The organism is Bacillus sp. USDA818B3_A, from assembly GCF_009928415.1.
GTDB lineage: Bacteria > Bacillota > Bacilli > Bacillales > Cytobacillaceae > Neobacillus.
In genome coordinates, this window is sequence record NZ_JAABNN010000023.1 from 18340 (window position 1) to 33386 (window position 15047).

Annotated in this window: 29 protein-coding genes; all 29 read right to left on the reverse strand. The window is 40.3% G+C overall.

What is annotated here, in order from left to right; all coding sequences use genetic code 11:
* Positions 1-332: 332 nt before the first annotated feature.
* The 29 genes from rplQ to rpsJ all read right to left on the reverse strand — a co-directional run bounded on the left by rplQ (position 333) and on the right by rpsJ (position 14481).
* Entirely contained in the window at positions 333-695 is a 363-nt protein-coding gene (gene rplQ, locus GXK58_RS23155; RefSeq protein WP_160725559.1) for a 50S ribosomal protein L17, read from the reverse strand.
* Between the two features lie 52 nt (positions 696-747).
* A complete protein-coding gene (locus GXK58_RS23160; RefSeq protein WP_160725560.1) occupies positions 748-1692 on the reverse strand; it encodes a DNA-directed RNA polymerase subunit alpha in 945 nt (314 codons plus the stop codon).
* A gap of 173 nt (positions 1693-1865) precedes the next feature.
* Complete coding sequence (rpsK, locus tag GXK58_RS23165; protein WP_075689916.1) at positions 1866-2255, reverse strand: 30S ribosomal protein S11; 390 nt, start codon at positions 2253-2255, stop codon at positions 1866-1868.
* 22 nt (positions 2256-2277) lie between these two features.
* The gene (gene rpsM / locus GXK58_RS23170) at positions 2278-2643 is read right to left on the reverse strand and encodes a 30S ribosomal protein S13 (RefSeq protein WP_160725561.1); all 366 of its coding nucleotides are present in this window, start codon (positions 2641-2643) and stop codon (positions 2278-2280) included.
* A 21-nt stretch (positions 2644-2664) separates the two neighbouring features.
* Positions 2665-2778: a 50S ribosomal protein L36 gene (rpmJ, locus tag GXK58_RS23175; RefSeq protein WP_000868344.1), complete on the reverse strand. Its 114-nt coding sequence runs from the start codon at positions 2776-2778 to the stop codon at positions 2665-2667.
* Between the two features lie 41 nt (positions 2779-2819).
* The gene (gene infA, locus GXK58_RS23180; protein ID WP_034676129.1) at positions 2820-3038 is read right to left on the reverse strand and encodes a translation initiation factor IF-1; all 219 of its coding nucleotides are present in this window, start codon (positions 3036-3038) and stop codon (positions 2820-2822) included.
* Between the two features lie 276 nt (positions 3039-3314).
* Positions 3315-3965, reverse strand: a complete 651-nt coding sequence (locus tag GXK58_RS23185; protein WP_160725562.1) for an adenylate kinase — start codon at positions 3963-3965, stop codon at positions 3315-3317.
* A 61-nt stretch (positions 3966-4026) separates the two neighbouring features.
* Positions 4027-5322, reverse strand: a complete 1296-nt coding sequence (secY, locus tag GXK58_RS23190; protein ID WP_160725563.1) for a preprotein translocase subunit SecY — start codon at positions 5320-5322, stop codon at positions 4027-4029.
* Positions 5322-5762 (reverse strand): 50S ribosomal protein L15, encoded by a 441-nt coding sequence (rplO, locus tag GXK58_RS23195; RefSeq protein ID WP_160725564.1) that lies wholly within the window; start codon positions 5760-5762, stop codon positions 5322-5324. Before rplO ends, secY begins: the two co-directional genes overlap by 1 nt.
* Before the next feature lie 32 nt (positions 5763-5794).
* The gene (gene rpmD, locus GXK58_RS23200; RefSeq protein WP_101645946.1) at positions 5795-5977 is read right to left on the reverse strand and encodes a 50S ribosomal protein L30; all 183 of its coding nucleotides are present in this window, start codon (positions 5975-5977) and stop codon (positions 5795-5797) included.
* A 13-nt stretch (positions 5978-5990) separates the two neighbouring features.
* Positions 5991-6491 carry a 30S ribosomal protein S5 gene (rpsE, locus tag GXK58_RS23205; protein WP_160725565.1) on the reverse strand — a complete coding sequence of 167 codons (501 nt, stop codon included), beginning with the start codon at positions 6489-6491 and terminating at the stop codon, positions 5991-5993.
* Positions 6492-6515: 24 nt separating this feature from the next.
* A complete protein-coding gene (gene rplR, locus GXK58_RS23210; RefSeq protein ID WP_160725566.1) occupies positions 6516-6878 on the reverse strand; it encodes a 50S ribosomal protein L18 in 363 nt (120 codons plus the stop codon).
* A 32-nt stretch (positions 6879-6910) separates the two neighbouring features.
* Positions 6911-7447: a 50S ribosomal protein L6 gene (gene rplF / locus GXK58_RS23215; RefSeq protein WP_160725567.1), complete on the reverse strand. Its 537-nt coding sequence runs from the start codon at positions 7445-7447 to the stop codon at positions 6911-6913.
* Positions 7448-7479: 32 nt separating this feature from the next.
* On the reverse strand, positions 7480-7878 hold the full coding sequence (rpsH, locus tag GXK58_RS23220; RefSeq protein WP_098533206.1) for a 30S ribosomal protein S8: 399 nt from the start codon (positions 7876-7878) through the stop codon (positions 7480-7482).
* Between the two features lie 29 nt (positions 7879-7907).
* Positions 7908-8093 carry a 30S ribosomal protein S14 gene (rpsN, locus tag GXK58_RS23225; protein WP_007085277.1) on the reverse strand — a complete coding sequence of 62 codons (186 nt, stop codon included), beginning with the start codon at positions 8091-8093 and terminating at the stop codon, positions 7908-7910.
* A 24-nt stretch (positions 8094-8117) separates the two neighbouring features.
* Positions 8118-8657 carry a 50S ribosomal protein L5 gene (gene rplE / locus GXK58_RS23230; RefSeq protein WP_160725568.1) on the reverse strand — a complete coding sequence of 180 codons (540 nt, stop codon included), beginning with the start codon at positions 8655-8657 and terminating at the stop codon, positions 8118-8120.
* Positions 8658-8683: 26 nt separating this feature from the next.
* The gene (rplX, locus tag GXK58_RS23235; protein ID WP_160725569.1) at positions 8684-8992 is read right to left on the reverse strand and encodes a 50S ribosomal protein L24; all 309 of its coding nucleotides are present in this window, start codon (positions 8990-8992) and stop codon (positions 8684-8686) included.
* A gap of 36 nt (positions 8993-9028) precedes the next feature.
* Complete coding sequence (gene rplN / locus GXK58_RS23240; RefSeq protein ID WP_034676100.1) at positions 9029-9397, reverse strand: 50S ribosomal protein L14; 369 nt, start codon at positions 9395-9397, stop codon at positions 9029-9031.
* A 40-nt stretch (positions 9398-9437) separates the two neighbouring features.
* Positions 9438-9701: a 30S ribosomal protein S17 gene (gene rpsQ, locus GXK58_RS23245; RefSeq protein WP_066207109.1), complete on the reverse strand. Its 264-nt coding sequence runs from the start codon at positions 9699-9701 to the stop codon at positions 9438-9440.
* A 23-nt stretch (positions 9702-9724) separates the two neighbouring features.
* Positions 9725-9925, reverse strand: coding sequence for a 50S ribosomal protein L29 (rpmC, locus tag GXK58_RS23250; RefSeq protein ID WP_098533209.1), 201 nt, complete (start codon positions 9923-9925; stop codon positions 9725-9727).
* Entirely contained in the window at positions 9915-10349 is a 435-nt protein-coding gene (gene rplP / locus GXK58_RS23255) for a 50S ribosomal protein L16 (protein ID WP_098533210.1), read from the reverse strand. Before rplP ends, rpmC begins: the two co-directional genes overlap by 11 nt.
* A 2-nt stretch (positions 10350-10351) precedes the next feature.
* The gene (gene rpsC / locus GXK58_RS23260) at positions 10352-11008 is read right to left on the reverse strand and encodes a 30S ribosomal protein S3 (RefSeq protein ID WP_160725570.1); all 657 of its coding nucleotides are present in this window, start codon (positions 11006-11008) and stop codon (positions 10352-10354) included.
* A 3-nt stretch (positions 11009-11011) separates the two neighbouring features.
* Positions 11012-11353, reverse strand: coding sequence for a 50S ribosomal protein L22 (rplV, locus tag GXK58_RS23265; protein WP_098533214.1), 342 nt, complete (start codon positions 11351-11353; stop codon positions 11012-11014).
* 17 nt (positions 11354-11370) lie between these two features.
* The gene (gene rpsS, locus GXK58_RS23270; RefSeq protein WP_026565526.1) at positions 11371-11649 is read right to left on the reverse strand and encodes a 30S ribosomal protein S19; all 279 of its coding nucleotides are present in this window, start codon (positions 11647-11649) and stop codon (positions 11371-11373) included.
* 60 nt (positions 11650-11709) lie between these two features.
* Positions 11710-12540, reverse strand: coding sequence for a 50S ribosomal protein L2 (rplB, locus tag GXK58_RS23275; RefSeq protein ID WP_160725571.1), 831 nt, complete (start codon positions 12538-12540; stop codon positions 11710-11712).
* A 29-nt stretch (positions 12541-12569) separates the two neighbouring features.
* Positions 12570-12857, reverse strand: a complete 288-nt coding sequence (rplW, locus tag GXK58_RS23280; protein ID WP_176541446.1) for a 50S ribosomal protein L23 — start codon at positions 12855-12857, stop codon at positions 12570-12572.
* The gene (gene rplD / locus GXK58_RS23285; RefSeq protein ID WP_160725572.1) at positions 12854-13477 is read right to left on the reverse strand and encodes a 50S ribosomal protein L4; all 624 of its coding nucleotides are present in this window, start codon (positions 13475-13477) and stop codon (positions 12854-12856) included. Before rplD ends, rplW begins: the two co-directional genes overlap by 4 nt.
* 30 nt (positions 13478-13507) lie before the next feature.
* Positions 13508-14134 (reverse strand): 50S ribosomal protein L3, encoded by a 627-nt coding sequence (gene rplC, locus GXK58_RS23290; protein WP_160725573.1) that lies wholly within the window; start codon positions 14132-14134, stop codon positions 13508-13510.
* A gap of 38 nt (positions 14135-14172) precedes the next feature.
* Positions 14173-14481: a 30S ribosomal protein S10 gene (gene rpsJ / locus GXK58_RS23295; protein WP_007085291.1), complete on the reverse strand. Its 309-nt coding sequence runs from the start codon at positions 14479-14481 to the stop codon at positions 14173-14175.
* Between the last annotated feature and the right edge of the window lie 566 nt (positions 14482-15047).

Genomic DNA, 15047 nt, shown 5'->3' on the forward strand with positions numbered 1-15047 from the left:
CTCTGCTCATTAATAAAATGTCTTAGATACAACAAAAAAAGCCCGCACCTCGTCCCTAGGCAGCATGTAGTTCACTGCAAGTAAGGATTTCTAAAGAGAAATGGGAGGAGGTGCATGAGCTAGACGAGTCGTGAAAGAGAAAACATATTTTCTGAACCGTTTTCAATTAAGGGATAAATTAAGCCCTTTAGGCTCCAAGTTTTGGAGTCACGCTCATCATAACACTCGTTTGGCTTGTGTCGGACTATTATAAAAATTTCCTTTACAGAACAAGGGCAAAGAACAAGTTTGATTGTAAACTGTCCAGCGCCCTTGTTGTCTGTAAAAGTGTATTAAACTAACTCGATAATAACCATTGGCGCAGCGTCACCGCGGCGAGGTCCAAGTTTCATAATACGAGTGTATCCACCTTGACGCTCTTGGTAACGTGGAGCGATATCAGCGAAAAGTTTTTGAACAGCATCTTGACCAGTTTCAGCATTAGCAACTTCATTACGAACGTAAGAAGCAGCTTGACGGCGAGCATGTAAATCTCCGCGCTTACCAAGTGTGATCATTTTTTCAACAGTTGAGCGAATTTCTTTCGCACGAGTTTCTGTTGTTTCGATGCGCTCGTTGATAATTAAATCTGTAGTTAAATCACGTAGCATAGCTTTACGCTGTGCGCTAGTGCGTCCTAACTTTCTGTATGCCATGAAGGGTTCCCTCCTTTGTTGAAGTCATAAAACAGATTAAAGTACGATTAGACTAGTCGTCCTTACGTAAACCTAATCCAAGCTCTTCTAGTTTTGCCTTCACTTCTTCGAGTGATTTACGGCCTAAGTTACGAACTTTCATCATATCTTCTTCAGTCTTATTTGCTAATTCCTGAACAGTGTTGATTCCAGCACGCTTTAAACAGTTGTAAGAACGAACAGAAAGGTCTAGTTCTTCAATAGTCATTTCAAGAACTTTTTCTTTTTGATCTTCTTCTTTTTCAATCATAATTTCAGCATTTTGAGCTTCGTCGGTTAAACCTACGAATATATTCAAATGCTCGGTCAAAATTTTCGAACCAAGAGCAATCGCTTCTTTTGGCCCAGTGCTTCCATCTGTCCAAACATCAAGCGTTAGCTTATCAAAATTTGATAATTGACCTACACGGGTGTTTTCTACCTGATAAGACACGCGGGAAACAGGCGTAAAAATAGAGTCGATAGGAATGACACCAATCGGTTGATCTTCTCTTTTGTTATTCTCAGCCGGTGTATATCCGCGACCACGTTTAGCCGTTAAACGCATACGAAGATGACCATTTGAAGCTAATGTAGCAATATGAAGGTCTGGATTTAAAATCTCAACATCACTGTCATGAGTAATATTACCCGCAGAAACAGGACCTTCACCCTGCAAATCAATTTCAAGGGTTTTTTCTTCATCAGAGTAAATTTTCAAAGCCAATTTTTTAATGTTTAAAATGATGGATGTTACATCCTCTACGACGCCTTCAATTGTTGAGAACTCATGAAGTACCCCATCGATTTGAATCGATGTAACAGCGGCACCTGGGAGTGAAGATAATAGGATACGACGTAAGGAGTTACCCAAAGTGGTACCATATCCACGCTCAAGTGGCTCTACGACGAACTTACCGTACTTGGCATCATCGTTGATCTCAATCGTTTCGATTTTTGGTTTTTCTATTTCGATCATCAAATAACCCTCCTTCAAAACGTCGAAACTTCATTAGGTATTCCTAACTGAAATTCCCCCATGTATACGTTCCCGTTTTGTGCACAACAACTGGAATAAATTCTCTTGTATAGTGCAAATAATTAATATCATATCCCATTATGGACATATGATACGAATTCTATACAGAAAAATTAAACACGACGACGTTTTGGTGGGCGGCATCCATTATGAGGAACAGGTGTAACGTCTTTAATAGCAGTTACTTCAAGACCAGCAGCTTGAAGAGCACGGATAGCAGCTTCACGGCCAGCACCAGGTCCCTTTACAGTAACTTCAAGAGTTTTCATACCATGTTCGATGGAAGTTTTAGCTGCAGTTTCAGCTGCCATTTGAGCTGCGAATGGAGTAGATTTACGAGAACCTCTAAATCCAAGCGCACCTGCACTTGACCAAGAAATTGCATTACCATGAACATCAGTGATAGTTACAATCGTATTGTTAAAAGTTGAACGAATATGAGCGATACCAGCTTCAATATTCTTTTTAACACGACGTTTACGTGTATTAGTTTTACGTGCCATTTAAATTAACCTCCTTTGCCGATTACTTCTTCTTGTTCGCAACAGTCTTACGAGGACCTTTGCGTGTACGAGCGTTGTTTTTCGTATTTTGTCCGCGAACCGGTAAACCACGACGATGACGTAATCCGCGGTAGCAGCCGATTTCCATTAATCGCTTAATGTTAAGAGAAATTTCACGGCGAAGATCACCTTCGACTTTTAATTTGTCGATGATTTCACGGATTTTATTTAATTCATCTTCAGTTAAATCACGTACACGAGTATTTTCTGAAACACCAGCTTCAGCTAATACTTTTTGTGCAGTAGCTTTACCAATACCATAAATGTAAGTCAAAGAGATAACTACACGCTTTTCACGTGGAATATCTACACCAGCAATACGTGCCATAATGAGCGCACCTCCTTAAAATTAACCTTGTTTTTGTTTGTGTTTAGGGTTTTCACAGATAACCATGACTTTTCCGCGTCTACGGATAACTTTGCACTTTTCGCAGATCGGTTTGACAGATGGTCTTACTTTCATTATCCTAACCTCCTTAATAGTACGGAGTGCAAGCAAGCAGTTTATTTGAAGCGGTAGGTAATTCTTCCGCGTGTTAAGTCATATGGAGAAAGCTCAACTGTTACTTTGTCACCAGGAAGAATTCGAATAAAATGCATACGAATTTTACCGGAAACATGAGCCAGCACTGTATGACCATTTTCTAATTCTACCTTAAACATCGCATTCGGCAAAGTTTCTAGTACTTTACCTTCAATTTCAATAACATCGTCTTTGGCCATTGTCTCGTCTCCCTTCTTATAATCAAAAATAGTGTTCGAAAATATCATGCAAACCTACTAATCGTACAACAATAGCAACCTTTTAATATTACCATATTGTTCGTCATCTGTCCTCAAGTTTTTTTACATAAGGAATTTTACCAATTTCTCATGTAAGTCTTGCCCAACTCTCGGTTCTACATACTCCGTATTATAGAAAAGCAATTTTCTAGCACATACTTTTGACATTTATTAAAGAGTTGTCGAGAGTCGCTCGCACGGTTTTACAAATGACCATTAACGTAAGCCTTCTAGTAACTGTTCGATGTCAGCAAATACTTTTCTAATATCCTGCTGTCCATCAATCGTGCGAAGATATCCTTTTGTTTCATAGAATGTTAATAATGGCTCTTGTTGTTTAATATTAACGTCTAAACGATTTTGAACCGTCTCAGCATTATCATCCGCTCTTTGGTACAGTTCTCCGCCACATTTGTCGCAGACACCCTCTTTTGCAGGAGGATTAAAGATTAAATGATAAGTTGAGCCGCATTCTTTACAAATCCGACGTCCTGTCAGACGATCCATAAGAATGCTCTTATCAACATTGATATTGATAACATAATCTATCTTTTTGTTTAATTCAGTGAGCAGATTTTCCAAAGCCTCAGCTTGAGGTACAGTTCTAGGGAAGCCGTCTAAAAGGAAACCCTTTTGACAATCATTCTTGCTAAGTCGCTCACGCACAATGCCGATTGTTACCTCATCTGGAACAAGTTCGCCTTTATCCATAAATGACTTTGCTTGTAAACCTAGTTCTGTTCCTTCTTTCATCGCAGCACGGAACATATCTCCAGTAGAGATATGAGGGATGCCGTATCCTTCGACGATTCTTTCGGCTTGTGTGCCTTTACCAGCACCTGGAAGCCCCATTAATACTAAATTCACACGTGTTCCCCCCTCGTGCAATAAGTGGGTTTTAAGGGGCTTTGAAGCTCCCTAAAACCTATTATTTTATAAAGCCTTTATAATGACGTTTAACCAATTGAGCCTCAAGCTGTTTGTACGTATCCAGTGCAACACCGACAACGATTAACAAACTTGTTCCACCTATTTGGGCAGATTGCGGTAGATTCGCCAATTTAATAAAAATGGTTGGAAGTATCGCAATAATGGTTAGGAATAAGGCACCGACAAAGGTTAATCGGTAAAGAACGCGAGTTAAATATTCCTGTGTGCTCTTTCCTGGGCGGATCCCAGGGATATAGCCGCTTTGCTTTTGTAAGTTTTCCGCCGCTTGTTCAGGGTTAACTTGTATGAAAGCATAAAAATAAGTAAACGCGATAATTAAAATAGCATATAGTGTCATCCCGATAGGATGAGTATAGTCAAGATATTTTGTAATCCAGAGCGTGACTTCATTTGTTGGAAAGAATGAAGCGATCGTTCTTGGAGTGACAATAAAGGACACCGCAAAGATAACTGGGATAACACCCGCAGCATTAACTTTTAACGGCATATGGGTGGACTGCCCGCCAACAGGATTACGTCCTACTGCCATGCGTTTTGCATATTGAATAGGTATTTTACGATTAGCTTGTTGAATGAAAATTACACCAACAACAATTGCAATTATCGCAATAACGATTAGGATAACCGTTACAATACGTAAGAATAATGCTTCACCGGCATTTTCAAATTGCTGAACATAGATCTGGTTAACCGTAGATGGGATACCAGAGGCAATTCCTGCAAAGATGATGATGGAAATACCATTTCCTACACCTTTTTCAGTAATTTGCTCGCCCAGCCACATCAAGAACGAAGTGCCCGCTGTAAGCGTAACAGCAATTAATAAATACGTACCAATACCAGGTTTCTCAATCAATTGTCCGCTGGCTAGGTTATTAAAACCATAGGACATGCCTAATGCTTGGATAAATCCAAGCACAACAGTAAAGTATCGTGTGAATTGAGCAATCTTACGACGGCCAGATTCACCTTGCTTGGACCATTCCGTAAATTTTGGAACAACGTCCATTTGTAAAAGCTGAATGATAATCGAAGCAGTAATATAAGGCATAATACCCATTGCAAAGATGGAGAATTGTTTTAATGCTCCACCTCCGAAGGTATTAAGGATACCGAATACACTTAGCTTATCTTGATTAGCAAGAACATCAGCATTTACGTTCGGTACTGGAATAAATGTACCTAGTCGAAAAACGACTAACATTAAAAGGGTGAATACTATTTTACGTCTTATCTCACCCACGCGCATAAAATTGGAGATTGTCTGGAACATTAGATCACCTCAGTAGTTCCACCAGCAGCTTCGATAGCTTCCTTAGCAGCAGAGGAGAATTTGTGAGCTTTAACAGTCAACTTTTTCTCTACGTTCCCTTTAGCAAGGATTTTGATCCCTGCTTTTTCGTTACTTACAACGCCTGTTTCGATAAGAAGTTCTGGAGTAACTTCTGTACCTTCTTCAAAGCGGTTTAAAGCATCAAGGTTAACAACTGCGTATTCTTTACGGCTGATATTGGTAAAACCACGTTTTGGTAAACGGCGATATAAAGGTGTTTGACCACCCTCGAATCCAACGCGTACACCGCCGCCAGAACGAGCATTTTGACCTTTATGACCTTTACCTGCTGTTTTACCTTGACCAGAACCGATACCACGACCTAGACGCTTGGTCTCTTTACGAGAACCTTCTGCAGGTTTTAATTCATGAAGTTTCATATTGGCACCTCCTTATGAAAGAAAACAATTGATTATTGTTCTTTTACTGTTACAAGGTGAGCAACTTTATTGATCATACCGCGGATCGCAGCATTATCTTGATGCTCAACTGTTTGATTTACTTTACGTAATCCTAATGCAGTTACTGTTGCACGTTGGTCTTCAGGGCGACCAATAACACTGCGGCTAAGGGTAACTAATAGTTTGTTCGCCATTTGAATTCCCCCCTTATCCTAACAGTTCTTCTACTGATTTACCGCGTAGTTTTGCTACGTCTTCAGCACGTTTTAATTGTTTTAAACCATCAATTGTTGCACGAACCATGTTAATTGGTGTGTTAGTTCCAAGTGATTTAGAAAGGATGTCAGCAACACCAGCTAATTCTAAAACAGCACGAACTGGACCACCAGCGATAACTCCAGTACCTTCAGAAGCAGGTTTTAATAGGATTTCGCCAGCACCAAAGCGTCCAAGTACTTGGTGAGGAACAGTAGTTCCAACCATTGGTACTTCCACTAAATTTTTCTTAGCATCTTCGATGGCTTTACGGATTGCATCTGGCACTTCTTGCGCTTTACCAGTTCCGAAACCTACATGACCGTTTTTATCCCCAACTACTACAAGAGCAGTGAAACGGAAACGACGTCCACCTTTAACAACTTTCGCAACACGGTTAACCGTAACTACGCGTTCTTCTAGTTCAAGTTTGTTTGGATCAATACGACGCATCTTTTTGTGTCCCTCCTTTGTCTATTAAAATTGTAAGCCGTTCTCACGAGCAGCATCAGCTAAAGCTTGCACACGTCCGTGATATAGGTATCCTCCACGGTCAAAGACAACAGCAGTGATACCTTTTTCAACCGCACGTTTAGCAACTAATTCACCGATCGCTTTTGCAGCTTCAATATTACTAGTCGATTCAAGACCGAAATCTTTTTCCATTGTTGAAGCACTTGCTAAAGTAACTCCATTCATGTCATCGATCAATTGAGCATAAATGTGTTTGTTTGAACGGAACACATTTAGACGTGGACGAGCAGAAGTACCGCTAAGTTTCGCACGAACACGAGCGTGTCTTTTCTTGCGAGTAGCGTTCTTATCTTGCTTCGTAATCATTTACGTCACTCCTTTCGTTTACTTATGCGGCATTACTTACCGGTTTTACCTTCTTTACGACGAACGAATTCGCCTTCGTAACGGATTCCTTTGCCTTTATAAGGCTCTGGAGGACGAACTTGACGGATGTTTGCTGCTAATGCACCAACACGTTCCTTGTCAGTACCTTTTACAATAACTTTAGTATTAGCAGGTACTTCGATTTCAAGGCCAGCTTCTGGTTCAATTTCAACTGGGTGTGAATAACCAACGTTTAATACAAGTTTGTTACCTTGCTTTTGGGCACGATAACCAACCCCGATTAACTCTAAGCCTCTAGTAAAGCCAGTAGATACACCTTCAACCATGTTTGCGATTACCGCACGAGTTGTACCGTGCAAAGCGCGGTGTTCTTTCACATCAGATGGACGAGAGATTGTAACAGTGTTTTCTTCTACGTTAATTGTGATATCAGGATTAAAAGTACGAGTAAGTTCGCCCTTAGGTCCTTTAACAGTAACTGTATTATTGTTTAATGTAACCGTAACTCCTGCTGGAATTTCGATTGGTTTTTTTCCTACGCGAGACATTTAGGTAGCACCTCCATTCATTCAAAAACTAATTACCAAACGTAAGCTAAAACTTCGCCGCCAATTTGTTTTGCGCGGGCTTCTTTATCTGTAACAACACCAGTCGATGTTGAAACTAATGCAATACCAAGTCCGTTTAGTACACGTGGTACCTCATTTGATTTTGCGTAAACACGTAGTCCAGGCTTACTAATGCGCTTTAGACCAGTAATAACACGTTCGTTATTTGCACCGTACTTAAGGAAGATACGGATAATACCTTGTTTGTTATCTTCGATAAACTCGACGTCGCGTACGAAACCTTCACGCTTTAGGATTTCAGCGATTTCTTTCTTTAAATTAGAAGCAGGCACTTCTAATTTTTCGTGACGTACCATGTTCGCATTACGAATGCGAGTAAGCATATCTGCAATTGGATCTGTCATGACCATTATTCTTACCTCCTTCCTAACTTCTAGTTTTACCAGCTAGCTTTTTTAACACCAGGAATTTGTCCTTTGTATGCTAATTCACGGAAACAAATACGGCAAAGCTTAAATTTACGGTATACAGAGTGTGGACGTCCACAACGTTCGCAGCGTGTGTACTCTTGTACTTTGAATTTAGGCGTGCGTTGTTGTTTCGCAATCATTGACTTTTTAGCCACGTTTTCGCCTCCCTTATTTATCGATTACTTTTGGAATGGCATTCCAAATTGAGTTAAAAGTTCACGTGATTCTTCATCAGTATTTGCAGTAGTTACGATAACGATATCCATACCACGAACTTTGCTTACTTTATCATAATCAATTTCAGGGAAGATTAATTGTTCTTTAATACCTAGTGTATAGTTACCGCGACCATCAAATGCTTTTTTAGAAACACCACGGAAGTCACGAACACGTGGTAAAGAAACGGAAACTAATTTATCCAAGAATTCGTACATGCGCTCACCGCGAAGAGTAACCTTTGCACCGATCGGCATACCTTCACGAAGACGGAAGCCTGCAATAGATTTTTTCGCACGAGTTACAACAGGTTTTTGACCAGTAATAGTCGCAAGCTCTTCAACAGCATTGTCAAGTGCTTTTGCATTAGCAACAGCGTCACCAACACCCATGTTGATTACGATCTTTTCAAGTTTAGGAACTTCCATGATTGATTTATAATTGAACTTGCTCATAAGAGCAGGAGTAACTTCTTTAACAAATTTTTCTTTTAGGCGGTTCATTCATTGTACCTCCCTTCTTTTATAAACTATTTATCTAATACTTCACCGGATTTTGCTACGCGTACTTTTTTGCCATCAACCGTTGTGTAACCTACACGAGTTGGGTTACCTGTTTTAGGATCGATAGGCATTACGTTTGATACATGGATAGGAGCCTCAAAGTTAATGATTCCGCCTTGTGGGTTCACTTGTGAAGGCTTAGAGTGTTTTTTCACAACATTAACACCTTCAACCACTACGCGGCTTTCTTTTGGATAGGCAGCTAGGATCACACCTGTCTTGCCTTTATCCTTACCAGAGATGACTCTTACTTTATCACCTTTTTTTACATGCATCTGTGCGCACCTCCTTAAAGGCAATTAATTTTGAAATTATAATACTTCTGGAGCTAATGAGACAATTTTCATAAAGTTGTTATCGCGAAGTTCACGGGCAACTGGTCCGAAGATACGAGTACCACGTGGGCTCTTATCATCTTTAATAATGACACAAGCATTTTCGTCAAAACGGATGTAAGAACCATCTGGACGACGTGCACCGCTCTTTGTACGAACAATAACAGCCTTAACAACGTCACCCTTTTTAACAACGCCACCAGGTGTTGCTTGTTTTACTGTACAAACGATCACATCACCAATACCAGCAGTTTTGCGACCTGAACCACCAAGAACTTTAATCGTAAGTACCTCACGAGCGCCAGAGTTGTCAGCAACTTTTAAACGTGATTCTTGTTGAATCATGTGTGTAACCTCCCTTCGGAAATGAAGAATATCCGAACAATTAAATAATAACTGCTTTTTCTACTACTTCAACTAAACGGAAGCGTTTAGTAGCTGAAAGTGGGCGAGTTTCCATGATGCGTACTACATCACCGATTTTAGCCTGGTTTTGCTCATCATGAGCCTTAAACTTTTTAGAGTACTTAACGCGTTTACCGTATAATGGATGCTTTTTATGTGTTTCAACAAGAACTGTAACGGTTTTATCCATCTTGTCAGAAACCACGCGTCCAGTGTAAACTTTGCGCTGGTTACGTTCACTCATTATGTGAACCTCCTCTCAGGTAATTACTTATTAACGCTGATTTCTCTTTCACGAACAACTGTCTTCATGCGAGCAATCGATTTGCGTACTTCACGAATACGAGCTGTGTTTTCAAGTTGTCCTGTCGCCAATTGAAAGCGAAGGTTGAAAAGCTCTTCTTTTAATGATTTAACTTTTTGTTCAATTTCAGCAGTGGTAAGTTCACGTAGTTCATTAGCTTTCACTTGATTCACCACCAATTTCTTCACGTTTTACAAACTTACATTTCACAGGAAGTTTGTGCATTGCAAGACGAAGTGCTTCACGAGCGATCTCTTCAGAAACGCCAGCGATTTCGAACATGATTTTTCCAGGCTTTACAACAGCTACCCAGCCTTCTGGTGCCCCTTTACCGGAACCCATCCGAACTTCTAAAGGCTTAGCAGTATAAGGCTTGTGAGGGAAAATTTTAATCCAAACTTTACCGCCACGTTTCATGTAACGTGTCATCGCAATACGAGCTGCTTCGATTTGACGGTTTGTGATCCATGAAGCTTCTAATGCTTGTAGGCCATACTCACCGAATGTTACTTCAGTACCGCCTTTAGCTTGACCGCGCATCTTTCCACGGTGTTGACGGCGATATTTTACGCGTTTTGGCAATAACATGATTATTTGCCTCCTTCCGCATTTTTCTTCTTAGTAGGAAGGACTTCTCCCTTATAGATCCACACTTTTACGCCAAGCTTACCATAAGTAGTATCAGCTTCAGCTGTAGCATAGTCGATATCAGCGCGAAGAGTATGAAGTGGTACAGTTCCTTCGCTGTAGTGTTCAGAACGAGCGATATCAGCTCCACCTAAACGACCAGATACCATTGTTTTGATACCTTTCGCACCAGCACGCATTGCACGTTGGATAACTTGCTTTTGCGCACGACGGAAAGATACACGGTTTTCTAATTGACGAGCAACATTTTCAGCAACTAATTTCGCATCAAGATCAGCTCTCTTGATTTCAAGGATATTGATGTGAACACGTTTGCCAGTAAGTTGATTTAATGCTTTACGAAGTGCTTCAACTTCAGTACCGCCCTTACCGATAACCATACCAGGCTTTGCTGTATGAACTGTTACATTCACACGGTTAGCAGCACGTTCGATTTCTACTTTAGAAACAGAAGCATCTTTTAAACGCTTCGTGATATACTCACGAACTTTAAGGTCTTCGTGTAAAAGATCAGCGAAGTCTTTACCTGCGTACCACTTAGATTCCCAATCACGGATGATTCCGATACGCAAACCGACTGGATTTACTTTTTGACCCACAGCTTATCCCTCCTTCTTTTCTGTTAAAACGATTGTAATGTGGCTTGTGCGCTTGTTAATTTGACTTGCACGGCCCATAGCACGAGGACGGAAACGTTTTAAAGTTGGTCCTTCGTCAACGAATGCTTGTGCAACAACTAGATTATTAACGTCCATCTCATAGTTGTGCTCAGCATTTGCCATAGCAGATTTTAATACTTTCTCTACGATTGGAGAAGCAGCCTTAGGAGTGAGATTTAAAATCGCCACCGCTTCACCAACTTGCTTACCTCGGATTAGATCAACGACTAAACGTGCTTTACGAGGAGCAATTCGAACTGTTCTTGCAACAGCTTTAGCTTGCATTTAAATGCCCTCCTCTCTTAACGTCTTGTTTTCTTGTCATCATTACCATGGCCTTTGTAAGCACGAGTTGGAGCGAATTCTCCAAGCTTGTGTCCTACCATGTCTTCAGTAACATATACAGGCACATGTTTGCGACCATCATAAACAGCGATAGTGTGGCCGATAAATTGTGGGAAAATCGTAGAACGTCGAGACCAAGTTTTAATAACTTGTTTACTCTCAGTTTCATTTAACTTTTCGACCTTAACCATTAAATGATCATCAACAAATGGTCCTTTTTTCAAGCTGCGACCCATGAAGGAACCTCCCTTCGTGACTGCTCTACGGTTCTTTCTTGAACCGTAGCACTAGTCCCGTTATTTTTTACGACGACGTACGATAAACTTATCTGACTTATTCTTCTTCTTACGAGTCTTGAATCCAAGAGTAGGTTTACCCCATGGAGACATTGGTGATTTACGTCCGATTGGTGAACGTCCTTCACCACCACCGTGTGGGTGATCGTTAGGGTTCATTACAGATCCACGTACAGTTGGACGTTTGCCTAACCAACGAGAACGACCTGCTTTACCAATGTTAATAAGTTCGTGTTGCTCGTTACCTACTTGACCGATAGATGCACGGCAGTCAGCTAGGATCATACGAGTTTCACCAGAAGTTAAACGTACAAGTACGTATTTACCTTCTTTACCAAGTACTTGAGCAGATGTTCCTGCAGAACGAACTAATTGTCCGCCTTTACCTGGTTTTAACTCGATGTTGTGTACTACTGTACCAACAGGAATGTTAGCTAATGGAAGGGCGTTACCTACTTTAATGTCAGCCTCAGGGCCAGACATGATTTCCATACCAACTTCTAAGTTCTTTGGAGCTAAGATATAACGCTTTTCTCCATCAACATAATTAATTAATGCGATATTCGCAGAACGATTTGGATCGTACTCAATTGTAGCAACGCGTCCTGGAATGCCATCTTTGTTACGTTTAAAATCAATTAAACGATATTGACGCTTATGGCCGCCACCTTGATGACGAACAGTTAACTTACCTTGGTTATTACGGCCGCCTTTGCTCTTTAATGGAGCTAATAGAGACTTTTCAGGAGTGCTAGTTGTGATTTCAGCGAAATCAGAAACTGTCATTCCGCGACGACCATTGGAGGTAGGTTTGTACTTTTTAATCGCCATAATATTTCCCTCCTCTTCTTGATAGCTTCTTACGCTTCAAAAATTTCGATTTCTTTACTATCAGCAGTTAATTTAACAATTGCTTTACGACGCTTGTTTGTGTAACCGCCAAATTTACCCATACGCTTAAACTTACCTTTATAGTTCATGATGTTTACTTTATCAACATCAACGCCAAAGATTTCTTCAATAGCATCTTTAACTTGAGTTTTGTTAGCTCTAACATCAACTTCAAACGTATATTTCTTTTCAGACATTAGGTCAGTAGACCGCTCAGTGATAACGGGGCGCTTAATGATATCGCGTGCATCCATTATGCAAGCACCTCCTCTACTTTTTCAACCGCTGCTTTAGTCATGATCAATTTATCATGATTTACAACGTCTAAAACGTTGATTCCATCAGCTGTTACAACTGTTACACCAGGGATGTTGCGAGCAGATAACGCTACGTTCTCATCTAGGTCAGCAGTAACGATTAGAGCTTTCTTCTCAACAGAAAGACCACCTAATACTGATTTGAATTCTTTAGTTTTTGGTGCTTCGAAAGTCAAGCTTTCAAGTACCAAGATATTTTCTTCTAACACTTTAGAAGAAAGTGCTGATTTAATTGCTAAGCGACGAACCTTTTTAGGTAATTTATAGCTGTAGCTGCGTGGTGTTGGACCGAATACAGTACCACCTCCGCGCCATTGTGGTGAACGGATTGACCCTTGACGAGCACGGCCAGTTCCTTTTTGTCTCCATGGCTTACGGCCACCGCCTGCTACTTCTGAACGAACTTTAGTTTTATGAGTTCCTTGACGTAAAGAAGCTCTTTGCATAATAATTGCTTCGAATAATACGTGTTGGTTAGGCTCAATACCAAAAACTGCTTCATTAAGTTCGATATCACCAACTTGTGAACCGTTTTGGTTTAATAATGCTACTTTAGGCATTCCTTTGTTCCTCCTTTCTTACAAAGTGAATTATGCTTTAACCGCACCTTTGATTTTTAATAATGCTTTTCTCGCACCTGGTACGTTTCCTTTGATTAAAAGTAAGTTACGCTCAGTGTCAACCTTAATGATTTCAAGGTTTTGAACAGTAACTTGATCTCCACCCATGCGTCCTGGTAATAATTTACCTTTGAATACGCGGTTTGGAGCAACAGGTCCCATTGAACCAGGACGACGATGGTAACGTGAACCGTGAGCCATTGGGCCGCGTGATTGTCCGTGGCGTTTGATAACACCTTGGAAACCTTTACCCTTTGAGATTCCTGTTACATCTACGATATCTCCTGCAGCGAAAATATCAACTTTGACTTCCTGACCAACCTCATATGCTGCTAAGTCGTCCCCGCGGAATTCGCGAATGAAGCGCTTAGGAGCAGTATTTGCTTTAGCAACATGTCCTTTTTCAGGTTTGTTAGATAACTTTTCACGTTTGTCTTCAAAACCTACTTGAACAGCAACATATCCATCGCTGTCAACTGATTTCTTTTGAAGTACAACGTTTGGAGCTACCTCAACAACAGTTACCGGAATTAAGTTTCCGTTTTCTGCAAATACTTGAGTCATACCAATTTTTCTTCCTAAGATTCCTTTGGTCATGTAAGTCACACCTCCTAAATTTGTAATAGTTTATTTGATTAAAGTTTAATTTCGATATCAACACCAGATGGTAAATCTAAACGCATTAACGCATCAACTGTTTGTGGAGTTGGGTTAACGATGTCGATTAGACGCTTATGTGTCCGCATTTCGAACTGTTCGCGAGAATCTTTATACTTATGAACCGCACGAAGAATTGTGTAAACAGACTTTTCAGTTGGAAGTGGGATTGGACCCGATACTGCCGCACCTGAACGTTTAGCTGTTTCAACGATTTTTTCTGCAGATTGATCAAGGATTCTGTGATCATACGCTTTTAGACGGATACGAATTTTTTGTTTTGCCATTATTTTCCCTCCTTTATTCGCCTATTTTCAAAATAGACATTCTCAGTGAAAATTTCCCACACACTCGCCATGGCAAAGCGGCCGGGTGTGTCAGCAACCTTCCACATCATCGCAGTCAAAGACCAACATTGTCTATTATACATAAAACATAAAGCAAACGCAACATTTTATTACAACTTTTCTTTATGTCTCTGTCTTGAACACTTTTTCTATTATAAAGGGTGTTAATGTGTTTTTCAACTGTTAATCTTAATCTCCAAAAATATCCTAATTAATTCTTTTGATTTTAATATATTTTTGGCAGTGTTTTGCGCCCCAAGTGTCCTAGATGCTAATACGTATTAGTGCGGTGTGATGTTTTTTTAATTATCTAACTAATATAATAGAAAGAACATGGTATTTTTAAAAAATAAGGTTTGTTTTTTTCGGTGGAATTGTTAGTAGGTTGGTAATCAGCATGGCGAATGCGGCGGCATCGGTATACTTACCTTCTTCTTTAAAAGGGGCACTGTCTTAACCTAATCAAACATCGGACTGCTTCTCTCAATTTCGACGGTGCACTGTCT